At 69.3% G+C, this 21,369-nt stretch carries 27 protein-coding genes; 22 read left to right on the top strand and 5 right to left on the bottom strand.

The genetic code is table 11. The annotated features are described in order from the left end of the window. Window positions 1–9: 9 nt before the first annotated feature. The gene (trmD, locus tag FVQ89_RS09090; RefSeq protein WP_147901656.1) at window positions 10–720 is read left to right on the top strand and encodes a tRNA (guanosine(37)-N1)-methyltransferase TrmD; all 711 of its coding nucleotides are present in this window, start codon (window positions 10–12) and stop codon (window positions 718–720) included. Between the two features lie 96 nt (window positions 721–816). Here trmD and map read toward each other — a convergent pair whose 3' ends face one another. Next, window positions 817–1,587, bottom strand: coding sequence for a type I methionyl aminopeptidase (gene map, locus FVQ89_RS09095; RefSeq protein ID WP_147901657.1), 771 nt, complete (start codon window positions 1,585–1,587; stop codon window positions 817–819). A 22-nt stretch (window positions 1,588–1,609) separates the two neighbouring features. On the opposite strand from map, the gene FVQ89_RS09100 reads away from it, so the two are divergent. The 11 genes from FVQ89_RS09100 (at window position 1,610) to FVQ89_RS09150 (ending at window position 8,404) form a co-directional block, all read left to right on the top strand. Then, window positions 1,610–2,113, top strand: a complete 504-nt coding sequence (locus tag FVQ89_RS09100; protein ID WP_147901658.1) for an MFS transporter — start codon at window positions 1,610–1,612, stop codon at window positions 2,111–2,113. Window positions 2,114–2,277: 164 nt separating this feature from the next. Next, window positions 2,278–2,625 carry a 50S ribosomal protein L19 gene (rplS, locus tag FVQ89_RS09105; protein ID WP_147901659.1) on the top strand — a complete coding sequence of 116 codons (348 nt, stop codon included), beginning with the start codon at window positions 2,278–2,280 and terminating at the stop codon, window positions 2,623–2,625. Window positions 2,626–2,749: 124 nt separating this feature from the next. Then, on the top strand, window positions 2,750–3,586 hold the full coding sequence (gene lepB, locus FVQ89_RS09110; protein ID WP_147901660.1) for a signal peptidase I: 837 nt from the start codon (window positions 2,750–2,752) through the stop codon (window positions 3,584–3,586). Then, window positions 3,586–4,251, top strand: coding sequence for a ribonuclease HII (locus tag FVQ89_RS09115; protein WP_147901661.1), 666 nt, complete (start codon window positions 3,586–3,588; stop codon window positions 4,249–4,251). The genes lepB and FVQ89_RS09115 overlap by 1 nt, the downstream gene beginning before the upstream one ends. A gap of 41 nt (window positions 4,252–4,292) precedes the next feature. Further along, window positions 4,293–4,616, top strand: coding sequence for a DUF2469 family protein (locus FVQ89_RS09120; protein WP_147901662.1), 324 nt, complete (start codon window positions 4,293–4,295; stop codon window positions 4,614–4,616). 4 nt (window positions 4,617–4,620) lie between these two features. After that, a complete protein-coding gene (locus FVQ89_RS09125; protein WP_147901663.1) occupies window positions 4,621–5,001 on the top strand; it encodes a YchJ family protein in 381 nt (126 codons plus the stop codon). Between the two features lie 62 nt (window positions 5,002–5,063). Beyond that, the gene (locus FVQ89_RS09130; protein ID WP_147901664.1) at window positions 5,064–5,633 is read left to right on the top strand and encodes a TetR/AcrR family transcriptional regulator; all 570 of its coding nucleotides are present in this window, start codon (window positions 5,064–5,066) and stop codon (window positions 5,631–5,633) included. After that, window positions 5,630–6,361: an ABC transporter ATP-binding protein gene (locus FVQ89_RS09135; protein ID WP_147901665.1), complete on the top strand. Its 732-nt coding sequence runs from the start codon at window positions 5,630–5,632 to the stop codon at window positions 6,359–6,361. The genes FVQ89_RS09130 and FVQ89_RS09135 overlap by 4 nt, the downstream gene beginning before the upstream one ends. Further along, window positions 6,358–7,119, top strand: coding sequence for an ABC transporter permease (locus FVQ89_RS09140; RefSeq protein WP_147901666.1), 762 nt, complete (start codon window positions 6,358–6,360; stop codon window positions 7,117–7,119). The genes FVQ89_RS09135 and FVQ89_RS09140 overlap by 4 nt, the downstream gene beginning before the upstream one ends. Window positions 7,120–7,138: 19 nt before the next feature. Beyond that, on the top strand, window positions 7,139–7,999 hold the full coding sequence (locus FVQ89_RS09145; protein WP_147901667.1) for an endo alpha-1,4 polygalactosaminidase: 861 nt from the start codon (window positions 7,139–7,141) through the stop codon (window positions 7,997–7,999). 9 nt (window positions 8,000–8,008) lie between these two features. Next, on the top strand, window positions 8,009–8,404 hold the full coding sequence (locus tag FVQ89_RS09150; RefSeq protein ID WP_147901668.1) for a VOC family protein: 396 nt from the start codon (window positions 8,009–8,011) through the stop codon (window positions 8,402–8,404). Window positions 8,405–8,419: 15 nt separating this feature from the next. Here the strand turns inward: FVQ89_RS09150 and FVQ89_RS09155 are convergent, their stop codons facing one another. Then, window positions 8,420–8,788, bottom strand: a complete 369-nt coding sequence (locus FVQ89_RS09155; RefSeq protein WP_147901669.1) for a type II toxin-antitoxin system PemK/MazF family toxin — start codon at window positions 8,786–8,788, stop codon at window positions 8,420–8,422. Further along, on the bottom strand, window positions 8,785–9,003 hold the full coding sequence (locus tag FVQ89_RS09160) for a type II toxin-antitoxin system ParD family antitoxin (RefSeq protein ID WP_222706078.1): 219 nt from the start codon (window positions 9,001–9,003) through the stop codon (window positions 8,785–8,787). The genes FVQ89_RS09155 and FVQ89_RS09160 overlap by 4 nt, the downstream gene beginning before the upstream one ends. A 162-nt stretch (window positions 9,004–9,165) precedes the next feature. Here FVQ89_RS09160 and FVQ89_RS09165 point away from each other — a divergent pair, with 162 nt between their 5' ends. The 5 genes from FVQ89_RS09165 to FVQ89_RS09185 all read left to right on the top strand — a co-directional run bounded on the left by FVQ89_RS09165 (window position 9,166) and on the right by FVQ89_RS09185 (window position 14,219). After that, window positions 9,166–9,522 carry a YraN family protein gene (locus tag FVQ89_RS09165; protein WP_147901670.1) on the top strand — a complete coding sequence of 119 codons (357 nt, stop codon included), beginning with the start codon at window positions 9,166–9,168 and terminating at the stop codon, window positions 9,520–9,522. Then, on the top strand, window positions 9,522–11,051 hold the full coding sequence (locus tag FVQ89_RS09170) for a YifB family Mg chelatase-like AAA ATPase (protein WP_147901671.1): 1,530 nt from the start codon (window positions 9,522–9,524) through the stop codon (window positions 11,049–11,051). Before FVQ89_RS09165 ends, FVQ89_RS09170 begins: the two co-directional genes overlap by 1 nt. Then, entirely contained in the window at window positions 11,048–12,304 is a 1,257-nt protein-coding gene (dprA, locus tag FVQ89_RS09175) for a DNA-processing protein DprA (RefSeq protein WP_147901672.1), read from the top strand. Before FVQ89_RS09170 ends, dprA begins: the two co-directional genes overlap by 4 nt. 62 nt (window positions 12,305–12,366) lie before the next feature. Continuing rightward, a complete protein-coding gene (locus tag FVQ89_RS09180; RefSeq protein ID WP_147901673.1) occupies window positions 12,367–13,308 on the top strand; it encodes a phosphodiesterase in 942 nt (313 codons plus the stop codon). Window positions 13,309–13,313: 5 nt separating this feature from the next. Then, window positions 13,314–14,219 carry a tyrosine recombinase XerC gene (locus FVQ89_RS09185; RefSeq protein WP_147902395.1) on the top strand — a complete coding sequence of 302 codons (906 nt, stop codon included), beginning with the start codon at window positions 13,314–13,316 and terminating at the stop codon, window positions 14,217–14,219. Between the two features lie 17 nt (window positions 14,220–14,236). Here the strand turns inward: FVQ89_RS09185 and FVQ89_RS09190 are convergent, their stop codons facing one another. Together FVQ89_RS09190 and FVQ89_RS09195 are read right to left on the bottom strand one after the other, a co-directional pair. After that, window positions 14,237–14,659: a murein hydrolase activator EnvC gene (locus FVQ89_RS09190; RefSeq protein WP_255513525.1), complete on the bottom strand. Its 423-nt coding sequence runs from the start codon at window positions 14,657–14,659 to the stop codon at window positions 14,237–14,239. A 150-nt stretch (window positions 14,660–14,809) separates the two neighbouring features. Then, a complete protein-coding gene (locus tag FVQ89_RS09195; RefSeq protein WP_147901675.1) occupies window positions 14,810–15,637 on the bottom strand; it encodes a serine protein kinase RIO in 828 nt (275 codons plus the stop codon). Between the two features lie 380 nt (window positions 15,638–16,017). Between FVQ89_RS09195 and rpsB the strand changes: the two genes are divergently transcribed. The 5 genes from rpsB to FVQ89_RS09220 all read left to right on the top strand — a co-directional run bounded on the left by rpsB (window position 16,018) and on the right by FVQ89_RS09220 (window position 21,184). Further along, entirely contained in the window at window positions 16,018–17,070 is a 1,053-nt protein-coding gene (gene rpsB / locus FVQ89_RS09200; protein ID WP_147901676.1) for a 30S ribosomal protein S2, read from the top strand. A gap of 40 nt (window positions 17,071–17,110) precedes the next feature. Continuing rightward, the gene (gene tsf, locus FVQ89_RS09205) at window positions 17,111–17,938 is read left to right on the top strand and encodes a translation elongation factor Ts (RefSeq protein ID WP_147901677.1); all 828 of its coding nucleotides are present in this window, start codon (window positions 17,111–17,113) and stop codon (window positions 17,936–17,938) included. Window positions 17,939–18,242: 304 nt separating this feature from the next. Then, window positions 18,243–18,971, top strand: a complete 729-nt coding sequence (pyrH, locus tag FVQ89_RS09210; protein ID WP_147901678.1) for a UMP kinase — start codon at window positions 18,243–18,245, stop codon at window positions 18,969–18,971. A 10-nt stretch (window positions 18,972–18,981) separates the two neighbouring features. After that, entirely contained in the window at window positions 18,982–19,797 is an 816-nt protein-coding gene (locus FVQ89_RS09215; RefSeq protein ID WP_147901679.1) for a DUF3097 domain-containing protein, read from the top strand. A 151-nt stretch (window positions 19,798–19,948) separates the two neighbouring features. Then, window positions 19,949–21,184, top strand: a complete 1,236-nt coding sequence (locus tag FVQ89_RS09220) for a CHAP domain-containing protein (protein WP_255513608.1) — start codon at window positions 19,949–19,951, stop codon at window positions 21,182–21,184. Window positions 21,185–21,369 lie beyond the last annotated feature (185 nt).

Raw genomic sequence — 21,369 nt, forward strand, 5'->3', positions numbered from 1 at the left:
GCTCGATGGGTGCGCATCGACGTCGTGACGATCTTCCCCGAGTTCTTCTCGGTGCTGGATATCTCGCTTCTCGGCAGAGCCCGTCAGGCGGGCCTCATCGATGTCGCCGTGCACGACCTGCGGGAGTTCACCCACGATCGTCACCGCACGGTGGATGACACCCCCACCGGCGGGGGCGCGGGCATGGTGATGAAGCCGGAGCCGTGGGGGGAGGCGCTCGACGCGATCCTCGAGGGTGCGACGGATGCGGTGGTCGTGTTCCCGACGCCGGCGGGCGAGCTGTTCCGTCAGCCCGTCGCACGCGAGCTGGCCGAGTGCGGGCATCTCGTCTTCTGCTGCGGACGCTACGAGGGCATCGACTACCGCGTGGTCGAGCACACGCGATCCCGTCCGGAGGTCGCGGCCGTGCGTGAGCTGAGCCTCGGCGACTACGTGCTGAACGGCGGCGAGGTGGCGGTCATGGCGATGATCGAGGCGGCCGGTCGCCTGGTGCCGGGGATGGTCGGAAATCCGGAGAGCCTCGTTGAGGAGAGCCACGAGGACGGCCTGCTGGAGTACCCGAGTTACACGAAGCCGGCCCTCTGGCGCGGTCTCGAGACCCCGCCCGTGCTGCTCTCCGGAAACCACGCCGCGATCGCCGCGTGGCGTCGGGAGCAGCAGCTGGAACGAACCCGCCGAACCCGTCCCGATCTCCTCCCCGACTCCGGCCCCAGCGCATAGACATGTCTACGACCGGCTAGACACCCGCGCGGCGGTGTCTGTCAGGCCATAGCCATGTCTATGGCGCAGGGAGCACCAGCGCAGGGCAGCGCAGCGTCAGGAGGTGCGCGCGGTCAGCACGAGAGGGCCGTCGGGCGTGACGGCCACGGTGTGCTCCGCGTGGGCGCCGCGGGATCCGTCGCGCGAGCGCAGAGTCCATCCGTCGCGGTCCGTGTAGATCTCGTCGGTGCTGCGCATGAACCAGGGCTCGATCGCGAACACCAGGCCAGCCCGCAGCGGGAGGCCGCGCTTGCGGCGCCCGTCGTTCGGGATGTGAGGATCGCCGTGCATCTCGCGGCCCACACCGTGACCGCCGAAGTCGAGGTTCACCCCGAGCCCGGCGGCGTGCGCCACATCTCCGATGGATGCCGAGATGTCGCCGATCCGGTTGCCGACCGTGGCGGCGGCGATCCCCGCCTCGAGTGCCCTCTCGCAGGTGGCGATGAGCTCCAGATCGGCCGGGTCCGCCTCGCCCACGACGATCGAGATCGCCGCGTCGGCCACCCATCCGTCGACGGATGCGGCGAAGTCGAGAGAGAGCAGGTCGCCGTCGCGCAGGCGGTAGTCGTGCGGCAGCCCGTGCAGCACGGCGTCGTTCACGGAGGTGCAGATCACCTTGCCGAACGGCGAGCCGCCGAACGAGGGGTGGTAGTCGATGTAGCAGCTCTCGGCCCCGGCGGCGCGGATCATGTCGTGGGCGAGTGCATCGAGGTCGAGGAGGTTCACGCCGACGTCCGCGGCATCCCGGGTCGCCTCGAGGACGCTCGCCACGAAGCGGCCGGCGCTCTTCATCTGCTCGATCTCAGCGGGCGTCCGGAGTTCTATCACCCGAAAAGCGTAGCCTTGAGGCATGGTCGTCCGCCGCGTGGTCTACCGCCTCCTCTTCCCTCTCGCCTTCGTGCTGCCCCTGTGGGTGCTGATCGGGCGGGGCATCCTGCTCGATGGCATCGGGTGGGACTTCCTGGTCTACCTGTTCGCGTGCCCGGTGCTGTTCGTCGCGCTCGTCGTGGTGGGCGCGCTGCTCGTGTGGCGCCCGGGTGCGCGCGAGCAGAAGGCGGTCTCGGGCTGGGGTTCCGCGGTCATGATCGCGCTCTGGGTCGCGCTCGTCGCATCCGGGTTCGTGGCCCATCCGGCGCTCGTCGCCGCATCCGTCGTGCTCGTGTTGGTCGCGTTCTGGCTGGCGGTCTGGGAGCTGATCGCCGAGGGCCGCCGTCGGCTGCAGGCCGTGATGGATGATGTGAACGCCACCACTCGCGGTGCCCGCGCGTCCGTTCCTCCGCAGCGCACGGTCGATCTCGGCGAGGTGATCGTGGTGACGTCGGAGGATGTCACCGAGCGTCGCCCGGGGGAGTGACCGGCCCCTCAGGTCGCGGCACCGCCCGCGGTGTGGCAGAATTGCTCCTTGTGCTTCCGCACGACCCTGCCACAGGGGGGTCGTCGCCGCGAGAGGCGCATCCCATCTTCTGATATCCGTATACCCGCGGTCGACCTGTGGCGGGCGCAGAGAGCGAACATCCCATGCACATCCTCGACGACGTCGACGCCGCATCCCTGCGTTCCGACATCCCCGAGTTCCGTCCCGGCGACACCGTCAAGGTGCACGTGAACATCATCGAGGGCAACCGCTCCCGTATCCAGGTCTTCCAGGGCGTCGTCATCGCCCGATCCGGTGAGGGCGTGCGCGAGACCTTCACGGTCCGCAAGGTCAGCTTCCAGGTCGGCGTCGAGCGCACCTTCCCGGTGCACTCGCCGGTCATCGACCACATCGAGCTCGTGACGCGCGGTGACGTTCGTCGCGCGAAGCTCTACTACCTGCGCGAGCTTCGCGGCAAGAAGGCGAAGATCAAGGAGAAGCGCGAGGCCTGAGCCCGCGTCCACGACATCGAGCCCGGTTCCCGCTTAGCGGGGCCGGGCTCCGTCGTATCCGGGGCGTGGCACGGGGCTCGGCTTTCGCGGCGGCGCTTATGCTGACAAGGACTTCAGGGGAGACATGAGCGACAAGACCAACGCGGGCACCGATCAGGTGGATTCGGATGCCGAACGGCCGGATGCCGAGGTGCAGCGCTCTCGCAAGCGCGGGTTCGGCCTGTTCTTGCGGGATGTCGCCATCATCATCGTCGCGGCGATCGTCATCTCGTTCCTCATCAAGACGTTCCTGATCCGCTCGTTCTACATCCCGTCGGAATCGATGGAAGACACCCTCCTCGTGAACGACCGGATCATCGTGAACCAGCTCGAACCGGGCCTCATGCCGCTCGAGCGCGGCGACATCGTCGTGTTCCGCGATCCCGGCGGCTGGCTCGACCCGCTGCCGCAGGTCGAGCAGAACCCGGTCGCGGCGGGGATCGACTGGCTGCTCTCGGTGGTCGGGCTCACGGCCCCCGATTCGAACGATCACCTGATCAAGCGCGTGATCGGTCTTCCCGGTGACACGGTCGAGTGCTGCAACGATTTCGGGCAGGTGAGCGTCAACGGTGTCGCCCTCGACGAGAGCCCCTACGTCAAGCTGCCGGACGGCGTCACGAAGGTGTCGCGCGACGACTTCGAGGTGACGGTTCCCGAGGGTTCGCTGTGGGTGATGGGCGACAACCGCTGGAACTCCCAGGACTCGCGCTACAACCGCGACAAGCCGGGCAACGGGTTCGTGCCGATCGAGAACGTCGTGGGTCGCGCGATCCTCATCTCGTGGCCGGCGGATCGCTGGACGTGGCTCGACAACTACCCGGTCACGTTCCAGGATGTGCCGGATGCGGAGTCGACGCCGCCCGCGGTCGAGAACGAGGGAACGCCGACCCCTGACCCCGACACGACCGAGACCAGCGAGTAATGGCCGTCGCCGATCCGACGCTCCGTTTCGAGCGCGCTCTGTTCCGGGAGGGCGCGGCACTCGTGATCGGATGCGACGAGGTCGGGCGTGGCGCGATTGCGGGGCCCGTGGCTGTGGGGCTCGGCGTCTTCCTCCCGGATGTGCGGCGCATGCCCGAGGGTCTGCGCGATTCGAAGCTGCTCTCCGAGGCGAGGCGCGAGGCGCTGCATCCGCTGGTCGCTTCGTGGGCACCGTTCTCGGCGGTCGGCATGGCCGACAACGCCGAGGTCGACCGCATCGGCATCGTCCCGGGTCTCGGCCTCGCGGCGATGCGGGGTCTCGAAACGCTCGTGCTCGCAGGCGTTCCCGTCGAGGCGGCGGTCGTGGTGCTCGATGGCTCGCACGACTGGCTGACGCCCGCGCTCGCCGACTGGCCCGAGACGTCGCGGCCACGGGTGGTCACGCGCGTGAAGGCGGATCGCGACTGCGCCACGGTGGCCGCCGCGTCCGTGCTCGCCAAGGTGCAACGTGACCGGCTGATGGTCGAGGCGGATGCCGTGCACCCCGGATACGAGTGGACGAGCAACAAGGGGTACGCCTCGGCGTCGCACTATTCGGCGATCGAGCGGCTCGGCTCGAGCCCGCTGCATCGCTGGAGCTGGCTGAAGCAGCCCGCTCTCTTCTGACCGCACTGCGACACCCGGGCAGCGCAACTAGACTCGCACCGATGGACGAAGACGAGTTCGACGACTACGACCGCGAGGTGGAGCTCGCGCTCTACCGCGAGTACCGCGACGTGGTCGGTCAGTTCCGGTACGTGGTCGAGACGGAGCGTCGGTTCTATCTCGCCAACGAGGTGACGCTCGAGCGCCACGACACGGAGCACGACTTCTATTTCGAGCTCACCATGACCGACGTGTGGGTGTGGGACGTCTACCGGTCCGACCGTTTCGTGAAGAGCGTGCGGGTGCTGACCTTCAAGGACGTCAACGTGGAGGTCCGCGGCGACAAGGATCTGGAGCTCCCCAAGGAGCTCGCCCTCGACGAGTAGTCGCGTGAGCGTCGAGCCGTGCCCCTGCGGTTCGGGGCGTGCGTTCGCCGTGTGCTGCGGCGCGATCCTCTCCGGTGGAGCGGCGGTGACCGCGGAGGCGCTCATGCGTTCGCGGTTCACGGCCTTCGCGCGGGGAGATGCCGCGTATCTGCTGCGCTCGTGGCATCCGTCGACCCGTCCTGGATCACTCGATGTCGATCCGGAGGTGCAGTGGCGCCGCCTGCAGATCGTCGACACGGTGCGCGGTGGCGAGCATGACGAGGACGGCGTGGTGGAGTTCCGGGCGTCGTTCCGTGGCCCGGAGGGCGCGGGGCTCCTGCACGAGCGTTCCCGCTTCGTGCGCGTCGGCGGTCGCTGGGTCTACGTCGACGGGGAGGTGTCGTAGCGCCGTCGCGCCGGTCGGGCATCGCCTTGCGCATCCAAATGTTAGTGGCTAACATTTCGAGCATGACAGTCACTGAGGCGCCCATAGGGCGTGCCGCGCGCACCCGAGTGCGCATCCTCGAGACGGCGCTCACGCTCTTCGCCGAGCACGGATACGACCAGGTCACGGTCTCGCGGATCGCGGCAGCCGTCGGCATCAGCGAGATGACCTTCTTCAGGCACTTCCCGAGCAAGGAGTCGCTCGTGGTCGACGACCCGTATGACCCGCTCATGGCGGAGCATGTCGCAGGGCAGCCGTCGTCTCTTCCCCTCCTCGCGCGGGTCGCAGGCGGGATCCGCGAGGCGTGGGTCGCGGTGCCGCAGCCTGAAGCGGGAGTGGTACGGACGCGGCTGCGCATCGCCGCAGCCTCGCCGACCCTGCGCGCGGCGACTCGTCAGGCGAACGAGGCGTCGGCCGACGCGATCGCATCCGCTCTTGTCGACGCGGGGGCCGACCCGGTCGATTCGCGCATCGCCGCGGGAGCCGCGATGGCGGGGATCACCGAGACGTTGCTCGCGTGGGCCGTGAGCGATGACGGCTCCCTCGGCGAGGCGCTCGAGCGGGCTCTCCGCGTGATCGAAGGTGCCCGATGAGCGGCATCGAGATGGCCGGCGCCACTCGGGTATTCGCAGGCGGGGCGGGAGTGCGGGGTATCGACCTCGAGGTGCGAGAGGGACGCATCCACGCGCTCGTCGGGTTGAACGGTGCGGGCAAATCCACGCTCATGCGCCTGCTGCTCGGCATGCTCGCGCCGCAGTCCGGATCCGTGCGGATCGCCGGGTTCGATCCGCGGCAGGCGGGGACCGCCCTCGGCCCGCTCGTCGGCCACCTGATCGAATATCCGCTCGCCTATGGCGAGCTGACGGGCCGCGCCAACCTGGAGTTGGGCGCGCGACTGCACGGCGTGCGTGCTTCGCGCATCCGGGAGACGGTTGACGGCGTGCTCGATGAGCTGGGCCTGGCACGTTACGCGGAGGTGCGTGCCCGCCGGATGTCGCTCGGAAATCGTCAGCGGCTGGGGCTCGCGTCGGCACTTCAGCACGACCCGCGCGTGGTGGTGCTTGACGAACCGACCAATGCGCTCGACCCGGCCGGGGTGATCCTGCTGCGGGAGGCGCTCTTGCGTCGCGCCGCCGCGGGTGCTGCCGTGCTGGTGTCGAGCCACCACCTGGATGAAGTGGCACGAATCGCCGACGACATCACCGTGATCAATGCGGGCCGCGTGATCGGGTCGTTGCCGCCGGGTGAGCGCGACCTTGAGCACACGTTCTTCGAACTCGTCCGTGCTGACGACCTGAACCGAGAGGAGGTACCGGTATGAACGCCATGTCGACAGCGCTCCGGGTGGAGTGGTCGAAGACCCGCGCTTCGCGGGTCGTTGCGGCGACCACCGGATTGACCGTGGCGGGGATCGCGGCCATTGTGCTGGCGTTCCGTGCGGTGGCTGCGGGAGGCGACCCAGACCTTCTCGCGAAGCTCGGCGAGGCCGGTGCAGCTCCCGGATGGCCGGGGCTGACGGCCACCGCTCTGCAGGTGTCCGGGCCGGCTCTCTTGCTCGGGATCACTGTGCTCGTCAGCTGGTTCATGGGGCGCGAATTCGCGGACGGCACCGTCACCGGCCTCTATGCCCTCTCGGTGGGGCGCGGGCAGCTGGCGGCGGCGAAACTCGTGCTCGCCGTGCTCGTCTCGGCGGTCATGGGCGCGGTGCTCGCGCTCGTGCTGCTCGTGGGCGGGGTGATCCTCGGCTACGGACTGCCCTCGGCGGATGATGCCGCCGTGCTCGTACGCCTCGCCGTGCTCGCCCCGTTCTCGGCCGTGGTGGCCACGCCGGTGGCGCTCGCGGCGACAATCGGGCGGGGTCTGCTCGCCGGGGTCGCGACGGGGTTCGTGCTCGTCGCCGCCGCGCAGGTGCTCGTGGTCGCGGGTGCCGGGCCGTGGTTCCCCACTGCGGCGCCGCCCCTCTGGGCCCTCATGCCGGATGCGGTGGCGCCTCTCGCGGTCGTCGTCGCGCTCGCGGTCGGCGTGCTCGTCGGGGTGATCACCGGCTGGATGTGGCGGCGGCTGCAGCTCGATCGGTGACCCGTGCGAGGCTGGACCGGTGGGGTTCCCGGGTCGGCGAGGTGTCGTGGTGGTCGCCGCGGCCGCGGCTGCGCTTGTGGCGCTGAGCGGATGCGCCACGGCGCAGACGCAAGGTGCGGGGGATCCTGTGGACTCGACCGCGCCGGTCGTCGCTGACTTCCCGGTCGGCGCGGGGGTCGACTACCAGCTCGGGGGTGCGTATCCGCCGCCGGATGGTGTGGGAATCGTCGCCCGCGACAGCACCGCCGAGCCGGCATCCGGTGTCTGGTCGATCTGCTACGTGAACGGGTTCCAGTCGCAGCCGGGCGACGAGGCCCGCTTCGAGGAGGTGCTGCTGCGGGATGCCGCGGGGGCCCCGGTGGCCGACCCCGATTGGCCCGACGAGTATCTCTTCGACACCTCGACAGACGGAAACCGCGCGCTCATCGCCGCGCAGCTGGACACGGAGCTCACGCGGTGCGCCGATGCGGGGTTCGACGCCGTGGAGTTCGACAACCTCGACACCTTCACCCGGGATCCGCGGGTCACGTTCGAGGGCAACCTCGCGCTCGCAGCGGAGCTGGTGGCCCGCGCCCACGAGCTGGGGCTCGCCGCCGGTCAGAAGAACACCTCCGAGTTCACCCGCGAGCTGCACGAGAGAGCAGGATTCGACTTCGCAGTGGTCGAGGAGTGCGTCGCGTACGAGGAGTGCGGCAGCTACACGAGCGTTTACGGCGACGCGGTGGTGGCGATCGAGTACACGGATAGCGGCGCCACGATCGACGAGATCTGCGCATCGCCCGGGCATCCGGCGTCGCTCGTGCTCCGCGACCGCGACCTGGTGCCTGCGGGGGAGGCGGGGTATGCATTCGCCCTGTGCCCCGCGCCACCCGCCTCGTAGCATGTGGCGATGACCAACCTCGTTCCGTACCTGTTGTTCCCGGGAACCGCGGCTGATGCGCTCGAGTTCTATCGGCGCGTGTTCGGAGGCGAGCTCGTCGCGCACAGCTACGCGGAGTTCGGGCGTGATGACGGCCCCGCCGACGCGGTCGCGCACGGGATGCTGCGCGGCACGGTGACCCTCTTCGCGGCCGACGCGGGGGAGGGGGAGGCGCCGTTCGCGATGTCGGGGATGCTGTTCTCGCTGCTCGGGGCTGCCGAACCGGCCACCCTTCGGGAGTGGTTCGCGCAGCTCGGCGAGGGTGGCGAGGTGTTGGCGCCGCTCGAGGTGCGCGAGTGGGGCGACGTGGACGGTCAGGTGATTGACCGGTTCGGGGTGCGTTGGCTGATCGGGTTCCAGGACTGAGGGGTTCTGGGGTAGCTATAGGGCCAGTTGCACGCGGATCGCGTCGTCGAGTTGTCGCATCAGGTCCTCCGGCATCCATCCCGCAGCGTCGCGGATGCGGGTGACCGACACCGATCGCAGCTGTTCGGCTTGGGCTTTGGAGTCCTTGGGGAGGCCCGTCTGCGCGGCGGGAACTAGCACCTGAAACGGGTACACCCGGCGGGTGTTGCTCGTGAGAGGTATCACCGTGATCACGCCGCCAGTTCGCGCGGCCGCAGCGTTCGCGGTGTTGTTGCTGACGATCACGGCCGGACGCACCTTGGCGACCTCGGATCCGGTCGAGGGGTCGAACGAGATCGCTACGATGGCGCCGCGCCTGAGGAGCGTCGTGACGGTGTCGCTCACGCGGTAAGCCCGTCACCGAGCGCGTCATCCCAGACGTCGTCGTGCCACTCGGCGAACGCCTCGGCATATGCATCCGCGAGCTCGCTCTCGCGGAGCTTGCGGATCGCGTCCTGCAGCGCCGCCGACCTGCTCCCGTAGCGCCCCGCGAGCGTCTGCGCGTCGAGGTAAGAGATATCGGCGTCACTCAAGCTGACACTCACCTTGGTCATGGGCATGCGTCGATGCTACTTGAGTAGCAATGAGCTTGCTACCGGTCCTGCGCCAGGAGGGTCGCGGGTGCCCTCGACTTCTCGTCCACATGTGGTCGGATGCGCGAGCTTTCCCCGGATGTCGTGGTCAGCGGTCGAGGCTGCACGTGTTCCCGCAACCCTGGGGGCATGGCGGCGAAAGACGATCTTGGCAGGCGTGGCGAGCGGATCGCGGAGCGGCATCTGACCGCACGCGGGTTTCGGGTGCTGGCGCGGAATTGGCGGTGTCGACACGGCGAGCTGGATCTCGTGATGCGCGATGGCGAATCGCTGGTGTTCGTGGAGGTGAAGACGCGCGCGTCGACGCTGTTCGGGCATCCGTTCGAGGCGATCACCCCGGCGAAGCTCGCGCGCCTTCGGCGACTCGCCGGGCTCTGGCGGGAGGAGCATCCCGGGGAGCCCGGGCGGATGCGCATCGACGCGGTCTCGGTGCTGGCGCCCGTGGGAGATGATCCCGTGGTCGAGCATCTCGTGGGGGTGTTCTGATGGGGGTGGGTCGCGCGCGGTCGATCGCGCTGCAGGGGCTCGAAGGGGCGCCCGTCGAGATCGAGGCGGACACCGCGAGCGGGTTGCCTGCGTTCGCGTTGGTCGGCCTGCCCGACACGGCGCTCGGCGAGGCGAAGGCCCGCGTCCGATCCGCCATCGGCAACTCGGGCTTCGATTTCCCGGCAGGTCGGGTGACGGTCAATCTCTCGCCCGCGTCGCTCCCGAAGACGGGCGCTGGGTTCGACCTCGGCATCGCGATCGCCTTGCTCGCCGCTGATGGGCTCGTCGATCCGGAGCGCGCCGCGCGCGCCGTCCATCTCGGCGAGCTGGGGCTAGACGGGCGGCTGCGCCCCTCGCGCGGCATCCTGCCGATGGTTCTCGCCGCGGCACGCGCCGGATTCGAGTCGGTCATCGTGCCCGCGGGCAACGCCGGTGAGGCTGCCCTCGTGCCCGGCATCCGGGTCGTTCCGATCGCGAGCCTCCGTGGCGTTGCGATCCACCTCGGCGCGGAGCTCGACCCGATCGACGTCGACCCGCTGCTGCCGCCTGCGGTCGCCGAATCTCCAGACGAATCGGGCGATCTGGCGGATGTCGTGGGCAACCGCGACGCGGTTGAGGCCGTGCAGATCGCGGCCGCGGGCGGCCACCACATGTTCCTGTTGGGGCCACCCGGCGCGGGCAAGACGATGGTCGCCGCGCGCCTGCCGGGCATCCTCCCAGACCTCGACGAGCACGCGGCGCTCGAGGTGAGCTGCGTGCGATCCCTGTCCGGGCTCCCGGTGGGTGGCGCACTCGCGACCCGGCCACCCCTCGAGGCTCCGCACCATTCCGCGTCGCCCGCCGCGATCGTCGGCGGCGGAAGCGGCGTGATCCGCCCCGGCGCCGCCGCGCGAGCGGCCCACGGCATCCTTTTCCTCGACGAGGCTCCCGAGTTCGCCCCGTCGGCGCTCGACAGCCTGCGCCAGCCTCTCGAGTCGGGCGTGATCTCGATCTCGCGGGTGACTGGCACCGCCACCTTCCCCGCGCGTTTCCAGCTGCTGCTCGCCGCGAACCCCTGCCCGTGCGGTAACGCGGGAGTGCGCGAGGCCGAATGCAGCTGCACCCCCTCCGCCCGGCGGCGTTACCTCGGTCGGCTGTCGGGACCGCTGCTCGACCGAGTCGACATCCGCCTCAATGTGCCGCGGGTCACCGCGGCGCAGCTGAGGCTCGCAGGCGACGGCCCCGTCACGACGAGTGCAGAAGCCCGGACGCGCGTCGTCGCCGCGCGCGAAAGAGCGGCACGACGGTTGCGAGGGCGCTCGTGGCGGCTGAACGCGCACGCCCCGGGGAGGTGGCTGAGAGGTGACGGCGCACCGTCGCCCGGATCCGCAACGACCCTCGACCGCGCACTCGAACGCGGCGCACTCAGCATGCGTGGCTACGACCGCGTGCTGCGTGTCGCCTGGACGCTCGCCGACCTCGACGGCGTCGACCGACCGGGGCTCGACCAGATCGGCCGCGCCCTTTACCTCAGGACGGCGGGAGCATGAGAATCCTCGGAATCCCGGCGGCCACGCTCGCTTCCCTTATAAAGCCCCTGGGCGGAGCCGTCGATGATCGTGGGGCCGTGGCGGAGCGCTTCGCCCGCGCCACCTGGACCCTGCTGGCGGAACCCGGCGATCGCATCGCGCGCCTCGTGATCGCCGCGCTCGGAGCCGAGGATGCGCTCGCCGCGCTGCTCGACGATCACGGAGGTGGGGGCCTCGTGCGCGCGCTCGCGAGTGCCGGTCACGAGCACGATGCCGATGACATCGTCGAGGCGGCCACCCGATGGGCACCGCGCATCTCGCGAGAGTCCGCGACCCTGTCGCTCACTCAGGCCGCGAGATTCGGCATCCAGCTCGTGATCCCCGGCGATCCCGAGTGGCCGTGCGGTCTCGACGACCTGGGCGAACATGCACCCCTCGCTATGTGGATGCGGGGCAGGCGCGAGACGCTCCACCGCCTCGCGGACTCGATCGCGATCGTGGGCGCACGCGCCGCCAGTGGGTACGGGGAGCACGTGACGGTCGAGGCATCGGCGGGGCTCGTCGATCGCGGGTACGCGATCGTCTCCGGAGCCGCCTACGGGATCGACGGGGCCGCACATCGATCCGCACTCGCGAGTCGCGGCATCACCGTCGCCGTGCTCGCCGGGGGACTCGATCGGTTCTACCCGTCCGGCCACGACGAGCTCATCACCCGGATCGCCGAGCATGGCGCGGTGCTCTCCGAGGTGCCATGTGGGGTTGCGCCCACGCGCTGGAGATTCCTGCAACGCAACAGGATCATCGCCGCGATCAGCCGCGCGACCGTCGTGGTCGAGGCGGGAGCCCGATCCGGTTCGCTCAACACCGCCGGCCACGCCGCAGCCTTGGGCAGACCGCTCGGCGCGGTGCCGGGGCCCGTCACGAGCACGGCCTCCGCCGGATGCCACCGACTGCTGCGCGAATACGACGCGATCTGCGTGACCTCCGCCCAGGAGATGGCGGAACTTGCGCCCCGCGAGACACCGGAATTTGCGGTCACGAGCGAGACGGAATCGCGCGGCGGGAGTGCGGACGACCGCTCGCTGCTCGACGACCCGTCCGGTGTCAGGCTGCGGCTGCTCGACGCCCTCTCGACCCGAACTTCTCGCACCGCCGAGAAGGTCGCGGCCATCGCGGGACTCGCACTCGACCGCACTCGTGCGGAGCTCGGCCTCCTCGCCCTCGACGGACTCGTCAAGGAACGAGGGGAAGGGTGGGTGCGTGTGAGCGGATAGCGTCTCCCCGCTCGCCGCGGCGGCTCCGCGACGGCGACGGAGGCCCGGGATACCCTCACACCATGATCCAGCTGGGCAGGTACGGGGCGCCGCGGCACACCATCGCGCACCTCAGCGACACCCACCTGCTCGCCGGAGGTCGCCCCCTCCACGGCTCCCTCGACACCGACGCCACCGTGTCGGGCGCGCTCGGCCAACTCGAGCGCAGCGGCATCCGCCCCGACGCGATCGTCATCACCGGTGACCTCACCGACCTCGGCGAACCCGACGCGTACGAACGACTCAAGAACCTCATCGAACCCGCCGCTGCGCGCATGGGCTCCCAGCTCATCTGGGTGATGGGCAACCACGACGAACGCGAACCCTTCGCCACCGTGCTCCTCGGAGACGCCCCCAACACCCAGCCCCAGGACCGCGTCTACGACCTCGACGGGCTACGGATCATCGTGCTCGACACCACCGTCCCCGGCTACCACCACGGCGACCTCGACCCCGACCAGCTCGACTGGCTCCACGAACAACTCGACACGGCCGCCCCCCACGGAACGCTCCTCGCACTCCACCACCCGCCCATCCCCACACCCCTCGAGCTCATGGCGATCCTCGAACTCGACCACCAGACCGAACTCGCCGACGTCATCCGCGACACCGACGTCCGCGGAATCCTCGCCGGGCACCTCCACTACTCCACCAGCGGCAGCTTCGCCGGCATCCCCGTCAACGTCGCCTCAGCCACCTGCTACACCCTCGACGCGAACTCCCCGCCCCACACCATGAACGGCGTCGACGGCGGCCAGAGCTTCAGCCTCGTCCACATCTACGACGACCAGATCGTGCACTCCGTCGTCCCCATCGGCGACCCGCCCCAAGTCGCCCACTTCAGCGACGACGTGCTCAACGCGTTTGCCGCCATGACCCCGCATGAGCGACGCGAAGCCTTCTCCAACAAGCGTTCCACCGTCACCCTCGACGACCTCCTCCGCCCCAGAGCCGAACGCGGATGACCCGGATGCAGCTGCACGCCGCCGTCGACGCCTACCTCACCGAACTCGACACCGAGCGCGGCTACTCACGCCACACCATCCGCGCCTACCGCAACGACCTCACCGACCTCGTCACCTTCGCCGAAGCCCTCGGCGAGACCGACGCCGCCACCCTCGACCTCGAAACCCTGCGCGACTGGCTCTGGCGGGCCTCCCAAGCAGGACTCGCCGCCACCACCCTCGGCAGGCGGGTCTCCTCCGCGCGATCCTTCACCGCATGGCTCGCCCGAGAAGGCATCGCCGCCACTGACCCCGGCCTCCGCCTCCGCACCCCCCGCGCCGGTCGCCGCCTGCCCCGGGTGCTCACCCGCACGCAGATCGACGCGATCCTCGAACGACTCCACACCTCCGCGGCCGACGGCGATCCGGGTGCCCTCCGCGACCTCGCTGTGCTCGAACTCCTCTACGCGGCGGCCGTCCGAGTCAGTGAACTCGTCGGCCTCGACCTCACCGACGTCGACCCGAGCGCCCGCACCATCCGCGTCCTCGGAAAGGGCGCCAAGGAACGAGTCGTGCCGTTCGGCGCGCCCGCCGCGCGTGCGATCGACGAGTACCTCCACCTCGGCCGGCCCGCACTCGTCACCGAGCAGACAGGCTCAGCCCTCTTCGTCGGAACCCGCGGCGGACGCCTCGGCACCCGCGCCGTCTACGAACTGGTCGCCCGCGAACTCGCCGACATCCCCGGCTCCGGACCCGCCGGGCCCCACGCCCTGAGGCACACGGCCGCGACACACCTGCTCGACGGCGGAGCCGACCTCCGCATCGTGCAAGAACTCCTCGGGCACGCGAGCCTCGCCACGACCCAGCTCTACACGCACGTGTCGGCCGAGCGCCTGCGCGAGAGCTACCGTCTCGCGCACCCCCGCGCCTGAGAACGAGCCCCCTCTCATCAGGGCGGTAGCAGTACTGCTCGCGGCTGACCTCCGAGGAACAGCAGCGGCGACACGTACGCGCCATCCACCCTCACCCCGAGGTGCAGGCACGTCTCCACACAGTGCGACGCATCGGAGGTGACCCGCCCGACCGTCTGCCCCCGGCTCACGACATCGCCCGCGGCGAGGTCCGACTCCACCGGCTCGACACTCGAGACGACGCCGTCGCCGTGGTCGATCGTCAGCACAGGGCGATCGACCACCCACCCCGAGAACCGCACCACGCCATCCGCCGGTGCCCGCACTTCCGCATCCGCTGCCGCGAACAGGTCGACACCGCGGTGCCCGGCGGCGTAAGCATCCGCTGGCGCGACGAAGGGGCGCACGACGGCATGCGGCGACCCGGCGACCGGCCAGCCCCAGAGCGTCGCGGTGAGCACCAGAGCCGCCACGCGCCCGACACCGGAAGGCCGAAGGGGTGGAGCCCGATGGATGCGCATCCGTCCACACTCGCGGAACCGGAGCGCCCGAGACCCCGTGGACCGGGAACCTGGGCAGAGTCGCCCCCGATCAGTGCCGGGGAGGAGCTGTCAGAACATCACCCCCATCGCATCCGCGAACAGCTCGCCGGCATCTGCATCGAGACCGCGCCTCGCGAACCAGTCGCACACGTTGCGGCAGTCCCGCTCGAGCAGTGCGAACCCGTTCGGATTCGACGCCACATCGACCAGCTGTGGCAGGTCGATGACCACCACGCGCCCGTCGTGCACGAGCAGGTTGTACGCGGAGAGATCGCCGTGCGCGCATCCCGCCCGAGCGAATCCGAGCAGGATCTCGCGCACCTGATCGAACAGCGCCCGAAGCTCCGCGCCCGTGGCGCGCGACGCCGCCAGCCGCGGAGCCGCGGTCGTGCCATCCCCGATGAACTCGAGCAGCAGCTCCGTGCCGTTCACCTGCACGGGATACGGCACCGCGACTCCCAGCTCCCACATCCGCGAGAGCGCCGCGAACTCGGCGTACGACCACGAGACCGCAGCGACCGTGCGGCCATAGGCGGTGCCGCGTTCCACCGCCCGGCGATCGCGCGTCCGGCGCTCGACTCTGCCTTCGCGGTAGAGGTCCGATCTCTGGAAGTCGCGGTGCTCGGTCGAGCGGTACCGCTTCGCGGCGAGGAACACCCCCGGCGGACCCGCGGGCACGGCACGCTCGATCAGGAAGACGTCGGCCTCCTTGCCGGTCTTGAGGATGCCGAGTTCCGTGTCGAGGGCGGCCGCCGAGGTGACCACCCAGTCGGGCCACGGACGGGGTCCGCGTTCCGAGGGTGTGATGGCCGGCCACGTCGACCAGCGCTGACCCGCGCCGGGCTCGACGTCGGCGAAGGTGGGGACGACGAAGTCGTCGCCGAAGAAGTTGTCCATGGTGGGCTCCGGATGAGGAGGCCACCGCGGGATCAGCGGGCGGCGGCCTCGAGGATGTCGGTCGGGGTTCCGAACACGACGGAATCGATGCGCATCGGATGCCTCCCTTCCTCTCGAAGCCGCGGACCACCCGTGGCGCCGTCAGCATAGACCAGCCGCGCATGCCCCGGCACCCCCGCGCTGCTACACTGACGGCAGCACCCGCTTCGGCGGGTGACTTCGCGTGCCCATCGCACACGGCTCAATTCCTTCGGTCCGCCTCGAACGAGGCGGCGGATGCGCGCCGGGGCACCAGGGTTCGCGGCCGACCGGCCGCAACACACAACTGAGAAACCGCAAGGTATGGCACTGCCGTGCCCTGCGAGGAAAGGAATGCGGCCATGGCCGTCGTCACCATCCGCCAGCTGCTCGACAGCGGCGTTCACTTCGGACACCAGACCCGTCGCTGGAACCCGAAGGTCAAGCGTTTCATCCTCACCGAGCGCTCCGGCATCCACATCATCGACCTGCAGCAGTCGCTCGCCTACATCGACAAGGCGTACGAGTTCGTCAAGGAGACGGTCGCCCACGGCGGCACCGTGCTCTTCGTCGGCACCAAGAAGCAGGCCCAGGAGGCCATCGCCGAGCAGGCGACCCGCGTGGGTCAGCCGTACGTGAACCAGCGCTGGCTCGGCGGTCTGCTCACCAACTTCCAGACGGTCTCCAAGCGCCTCGCGCGCATGAAGGAGCTGGAGGAGATCGACTTCGACGACACGACGAAGGGCTTCACCAAGAAGGAGCTCCTCATCAAGAAGCGCGAGCTCGACAAGCTGCACAAGACGCTCGGCGGTATCCGCAACCTCACCAAGACCCCGAGCGCCATCTGGGTCGTCGACGCCAAGCGCGAGCACCTCGCGGTCGACGAGGCCACGAAGCTCGGCATCCCGGTGATCGGAATCCTCGACACCAACGCCGACCCCGACGAGCTGCAGTACCCGATCCCGGGCAACGACGACGCGATCCGCTCGGTGGGCCTGCTCACCCGCATCATCGCCGACGCCGCCGCCGAGGGCCTCATCCAGCGCCACCAGAAGCCGGAGGCCGAGGGCAACGTGTCGGCCGTCGAGCCGCTCGCCGAGTGGGAGCGCGAGCTTCTCGAGGCCTCGAGCAACCCGCAGTCGGTTGCCGAGCAGATCGAGTCCGTCGACGAGCGTGTCGAGGGCGATGTGGCCGAGGGTGCCGAGAAGGTCGCCGAGGTCGTCGAGGCCGAGACCCCCGTCGAGCAGAACGACGCGGATGCGGTCGTCGCCGAGCACGAGGCCGAGGCCGACGCCACGCTCGTCCCCGAGCACGCCCCCGAGTCGGATGAGCTGACCGAGGCGAAGATCGAGGCCGAGGCCGAGAAGCCGGCTCCCGCCAAGAAGCCCGCGGCCAAGAAGACCGCCGCGAAGTAATCAACACGAACCCACACACGAACAGCTAAGGAACACATCCATGGCCAACTTCAGCCTGGAAGACGTCAAGGTCCTGCGCGAGCGCCTCGGCACCGGCATGGTCGACACCAAGAACGCACTCGTCGAGGCCGAGGGCGACATCGAGAAGGCCGTCGAGATCCTGCGCCTCAAGGGTGCGAAGGGCAACGCGAAGCGTGCCGACCGTTCCACCAGCGAGGGTCTCGTGGCGGTTGTCGAGTCGGCGACCGCGGTGACGCTCATCGAGCTCGCCTGCGAGACCGACTTCGTCGCCAAGAACGACAAGTTCGGCGCCCTCGCCGAGAAGATCGTCGGCGCCCTCGCCGACTCCGGCGCGGAGACCGTCGACGCGGCGCTCGCGGTCCCGGTGGACGGCGGCACCATCGCCTCCCTCATCGAGGACCAGGCGGCCACCATCGGCGAGAAGATCGAGCTGCGTCGCGTGGCCCGCATCGCCGGTGACCAGTTCGCCGTGTACCTGCACCGCACGAGCAAGGACCTCCCGCCCCAGATCGGCGTGGTCGTCGCCTACACCGGCGACGACGCGGAGACCGCCCGCTCGATCGCGCAGCACATCTCGTTCGCCGACCCGAGCTACCTCTCGCGCGACGACGTGCCGGAGGCTCAGGTCGAGAACGAGCGCCGCATCGTCGAGGAGATCAGCCGCAACGAGGGCAAGCCCGAGGCCGCGCTCCCGAAGATCGTCGAGGGTCGTCTCGGCGCCTTCTTCAAGCAGGTCGCACTGCTCGAGCAGGACTACGCGCGCGACAACAAGCTGAGCGTCGGCAAGGTGCTCGCCGACGCGGGCCTCACCGTGACGGGCTTCGCCCGCTTCAAGGTCGGCGCCTGACCTCCAGGTCGCAGCCAGCAACCGCGCGAAGGGCCCGGTCTCGCCATTGAGACCGGGCCCTTCGGCGTCTCACACCCCAGCGGATGCGGGGCGGCTCGCGACGTCTCGCGAGTGTTCGGGCACGCCCGACATGTTCGTCGCCTGTGCCGCGCACAGCAACCGCGGATCGTCGATCGTTGCAGAGCTGTTGCCTGCACGGGACGAATCCGGCGAGCCGCACGGTTGACGAACCCGCGGCGTCGGCGTCCCGAGCGGGTAACCTGTACCCGGCCCACTCGGCCGCAGCCTCCCCGGAAGGACCCCCATGTCGAAGCGCCGCCGCGTCCTGCTCAAGCTCTCGGGTGAGGCGTTCGGCGGTGGTCAGCTGGGCGTGAATCCTGATGTCGTCGGCGGCATCGCCCGCGAGATCGCGGAGGCGACCCCGAAGGGCGAAGACGATGAGGGCGGCGTCGAGGTTGCGGTCGTCGTCGGCGGCGGCAACTTCTTCCGGGGCGCGGAGCTCAGCCAGCGGGGCATGGACCGCGGACGCGCCGACTACATGGGCATGCTCGGCACCGTGATGAACGCGCTCGCTCTCCAGGACTTCCTCGAGCAGGCGGGCGCACAGGTGCGCGTGCAGTCGGCGATCTCGATGACGCAGGTCGCCGAGCCGTACATCCCTCTCCGTGCCGAGCGGCACCTCGAGAAGGGTCGCGTCGTGATCTTCGGTGCGGGTGCCGGGCTCCCGTACTTCTCCACCGACACCGTGAGCGCCCAGCGTGCGCTCGAGATCGGTGCGGATGCGGTGCTCGTGGCCAAGAACGGCGTCGACGGCGTCTACACCGCCGACCCCCGCAAGGATCCGACCGCCACGAAGCTCGACCGCATCAGCTACCAGGAGGCGCTCGTGAAGGGCCTCAAGGTGGTCGACTCGACTGCCTTCAGCCTCTGCATGGACAACGGCATGCCGATGCTCGTGTTCGGCATGGAGCCGGAGGGGAACATCACCAAGGCGCTCCAGGGCGACCACATCGGCACCCTCGTCACCGCGTGAGCGCTCGCGCATGAGCGATCGGTACGGCGAGGACGTCCTCGCGGGTGATTGGCGCGCCCGGGGCCGCGTGAGCGTGCCGACCGTCGAGGCCGCGCGCGACCTGGTCGTCGAGCTCGCCGACGGTTTCGTGGGAGCAGTCGTCGGCGTCGAGAAGGGGAACGTGGGCCTCGAGGACCGCCACGGGCGGGTGCGGTGGTTCCCACTGGGCGGCGGGTTCCTTGTGGACGGCGCTCCGGTCGTGCTCGCGGCGCCCCGGGTGGCGGATCGCGGGCGCGCCTATACGGCATCCGGATCCCGGGCCGTGGCGGGGCAGAGGGCACGGGTAGCCCGAGCGAGCCGGATCCTCGTCGAGGGGCGGCATGACGCCGAGCTGGTCGAGAAGGTCTGGGGCTCGGATCTGCGCGTCGAAGGCGTCGTGGTCGAGTACCTGGAGGGCGTCGACCATCTGGCTGAGACGCTCGTCGATCTGCAGCCGGGGCCGGACCGCCGCATCGGCGTGCTCGTCGACCACCTCGTCGCGGGCTCGAAGGAGTCGCGGATCGCGGAGCGGGTGCAGGGTGAGCACGTGCTGGTGGTCGGGCATCCGTACATCGACATCTGGCAGGCGGTGAAGCCCGAGCGGGTCGGCATCCGGGCTTGGCCCGCGGTGCCGCGGGGCATCGAGTGGAAGCACGGCGTGTGCGAGGCGCTCGGCTGGCCGCACGACGACCAGGCGGACATCGCGGCGGCCTGGCAGCGCATCCTCGCCTCCGTGCGCACCTACGCCGACCTGGAGCCCCCGCTCCTCGCCTCCGTCGAGCGCCTCATCGACCACACCACCACCTGACTGGTCCGTGAGGGGTCGCAAACTGCTCGAGACACGGCGTGTTGGGCGCAGTTTGCGACCCCTCAAAAACGAGCATCTCGCGCGATTGAGGCGGGGACGCTACGCTCCGGTCATGAAGAAACCTCTGCGAATCTCTGCTGTTGCGGTGGCGATGGTCGCCACGGCGACGCTCATCCCCGCGGCACCCGCCGCGGCGTACAACGGGTACTGTGTCAACTCCGAGTGCAATGCGCTGTACAACGATACGTACTCGATCTGGCAGGACAACTGGGAGCCGACACCGGGGCGGGGTTGGTGGGGTACGACGGCTGGTCACAATTGCACCAACTACGTGGCGTGGAGGTTGACTCGCGATGGTGTGCCTGCCAAAAGCGGACTTGGCAACGCAAAGGACTGGGACAACAATCTCGGCGCGAGTGGCCATGTGTATTCGCAATCAGCGTCCGCGAACCATGTCGTCGTCGGCGCGGTCGCACAGTGGAATGAAACTTCGGTACCTCCAAAGGGCCACGTTGCCTACATCCAAGAAGTAGTCGCGAACTCGTACATCGTCCTTTGGGAGGACGGAACCGGTGGCAACTTCCGGATCAAGAAGGTGCTGTGGAACAGCTCGGGCTGGCCCGACAACATCCTCCATTTCAACGGCTCGGAGCCCGCACCCCCGCCGGGGTTCGAGGAGGAAGAGGAAGAGGCGCCGTCGAACGAGATGGTGCTGGCTGACTGGCGCTTGAACAATGCCAACGACTCAAGTTCCGCAGACCTCTCTTATTCGCACGGACTGCCGGGAGACGTGCCGCTCATGGGTGACTGGGACGGCGATGGAATCGACACCGAGGGCGTTTTCCGCAACGGTCGATGGATCCTGACGAACGTGCAGGGTGGCGGTGCGAGCTTCCAGAGCTACATCTTCGGCAACGGGTCGGACACACCGCTCGTCGGCGACTGGGATGGCGATGGGATCGACACCCCGGCGCTCTGGCGGGAGGGTAAGTGGTACATCTCGAACGAATTCGGGGCATCGGCGCCGTATACGATCCACGTCTACGGAAAGAAGACAGACAAGCCCGTCGTCGGTGACTGGGATGGCGACGGCGTCGACAGCTTCGGCGTCGTGCGCAAGGACATTTGGATCCTGACCGACACCCAGTCCAGTGATCAGGCGTACGACGGGTTCCTGTACGGAAAGCCCGGCGACATCCCTGTCGCCGGTGACTGGGATGGGGACGGAGTCGACACCATCGGGGTCAAGCGCGATGACAAGTGGATCCTCACCAACACCTGGTCAAGTGCCCAGTCGTGGCCCTTCCTCTACGGACGTGATCACGACATCCCTCTCGTCGGTGACTGGGACGGGAACGGTACCGACACGATCGGAATCGCCCGCTGATCCGATGGGGGCGCTCAGATGGGCGCCCCCATCTCCCACGCGCTGCACCCCCCGCGAGATGTTCCTCTCTCCCGTGAGGGGTCGCAAACTGCGCTCAACACGCCGTGTCTCGAGCAGTTTGCGACCCCTCAACGACCGAGCTCTCGCGGGGGGTCAGTAAGCTTGGGCGTTGGATCAACCGCGCA

Origin of the sequence: Homoserinibacter sp. GY 40078, assembly GCF_008017545.1 — a bacterium.
Taxonomy (GTDB): Bacteria; Actinomycetota; Actinomycetes; order Actinomycetales; family Microbacteriaceae; genus Homoserinibacter.

What these genes read in the sequence shown, in the direction of transcription:
- FVQ89_RS09150 (WP_147901668.1), top strand. Translation starts at nt 8,009, where the DNA reads ATGACCAACCTCGTTCCGTACCTGTTGTTCCCGGGAACCGCGGCTGAT.
- rpsB (WP_147901676.1), top strand. Translation starts at nt 16,018, where the DNA reads ATGGCCGTCGTCACCATCCGCCAGCTGCTCGACAGCGGCGTTCACTTC.
- FVQ89_RS09100 (WP_147901658.1), top strand. Translation starts at nt 1,610, where the DNA reads ATGGTCGTCCGCCGCGTGGTCTACCGCCTCCTCTTCCCTCTCGCCTTC.
- rplS (WP_147901659.1), top strand. Translation starts at nt 2,278, where the DNA reads ATGCACATCCTCGACGACGTCGACGCCGCATCCCTGCGTTCCGACATC.
- FVQ89_RS09120 (WP_147901662.1), top strand. Translation starts at nt 4,293, where the DNA reads ATGGACGAAGACGAGTTCGACGACTACGACCGCGAGGTGGAGCTCGCG.
- FVQ89_RS09195 (WP_147901675.1), bottom strand. Translation starts at nt 15,637, where the DNA reads ATGGACAACTTCTTCGGCGACGACTTCGTCGTCCCCACCTTCGCCGAC.
- FVQ89_RS09215 (WP_147901679.1), top strand. Translation starts at nt 18,982, where the DNA reads ATGAGCGATCGGTACGGCGAGGACGTCCTCGCGGGTGATTGGCGCGCC.
- lepB (WP_147901660.1), top strand. Translation starts at nt 2,750, where the DNA reads ATGAGCGACAAGACCAACGCGGGCACCGATCAGGTGGATTCGGATGCC.
- FVQ89_RS09165 (WP_147901670.1), top strand. Translation starts at nt 9,166, where the DNA reads ATGGCGGCGAAAGACGATCTTGGCAGGCGTGGCGAGCGGATCGCGGAG.
- pyrH (WP_147901678.1), top strand. Translation starts at nt 18,243, where the DNA reads ATGTCGAAGCGCCGCCGCGTCCTGCTCAAGCTCTCGGGTGAGGCGTTC.
- FVQ89_RS09185 (WP_147902395.1), top strand. Translation starts at nt 13,314, where the DNA reads ATGCAGCTGCACGCCGCCGTCGACGCCTACCTCACCGAACTCGACACC.
- FVQ89_RS09130 (WP_147901664.1), top strand. Translation starts at nt 5,064, where the DNA reads ATGACAGTCACTGAGGCGCCCATAGGGCGTGCCGCGCGCACCCGAGTG.
- FVQ89_RS09170 (WP_147901671.1), top strand. Translation starts at nt 9,522, where the DNA reads ATGGGGGTGGGTCGCGCGCGGTCGATCGCGCTGCAGGGGCTCGAAGGG.
- FVQ89_RS09220 (WP_255513608.1), top strand. Translation starts at nt 19,949, where the DNA reads ATGGTCGCCACGGCGACGCTCATCCCCGCGGCACCCGCCGCGGCGTAC.
- FVQ89_RS09115 (WP_147901661.1), top strand. Translation starts at nt 3,586, where the DNA reads ATGGCCGTCGCCGATCCGACGCTCCGTTTCGAGCGCGCTCTGTTCCGG.
- FVQ89_RS09140 (WP_147901666.1), top strand. Translation starts at nt 6,358, where the DNA reads ATGAACGCCATGTCGACAGCGCTCCGGGTGGAGTGGTCGAAGACCCGC.
- FVQ89_RS09160 (WP_222706078.1), bottom strand. Translation starts at nt 9,003, where the DNA reads ATGCCCATGACCAAGGTGAGTGTCAGCTTGAGTGACGCCGATATCTCT.
- tsf (WP_147901677.1), top strand. Translation starts at nt 17,111, where the DNA reads ATGGCCAACTTCAGCCTGGAAGACGTCAAGGTCCTGCGCGAGCGCCTC.
- FVQ89_RS09180 (WP_147901673.1), top strand. Translation starts at nt 12,367, where the DNA reads ATGATCCAGCTGGGCAGGTACGGGGCGCCGCGGCACACCATCGCGCAC.
- FVQ89_RS09135 (WP_147901665.1), top strand. Translation starts at nt 5,630, where the DNA reads ATGAGCGGCATCGAGATGGCCGGCGCCACTCGGGTATTCGCAGGCGGG.
- dprA (WP_147901672.1), top strand. Translation starts at nt 11,048, where the DNA reads ATGAGAATCCTCGGAATCCCGGCGGCCACGCTCGCTTCCCTTATAAAG.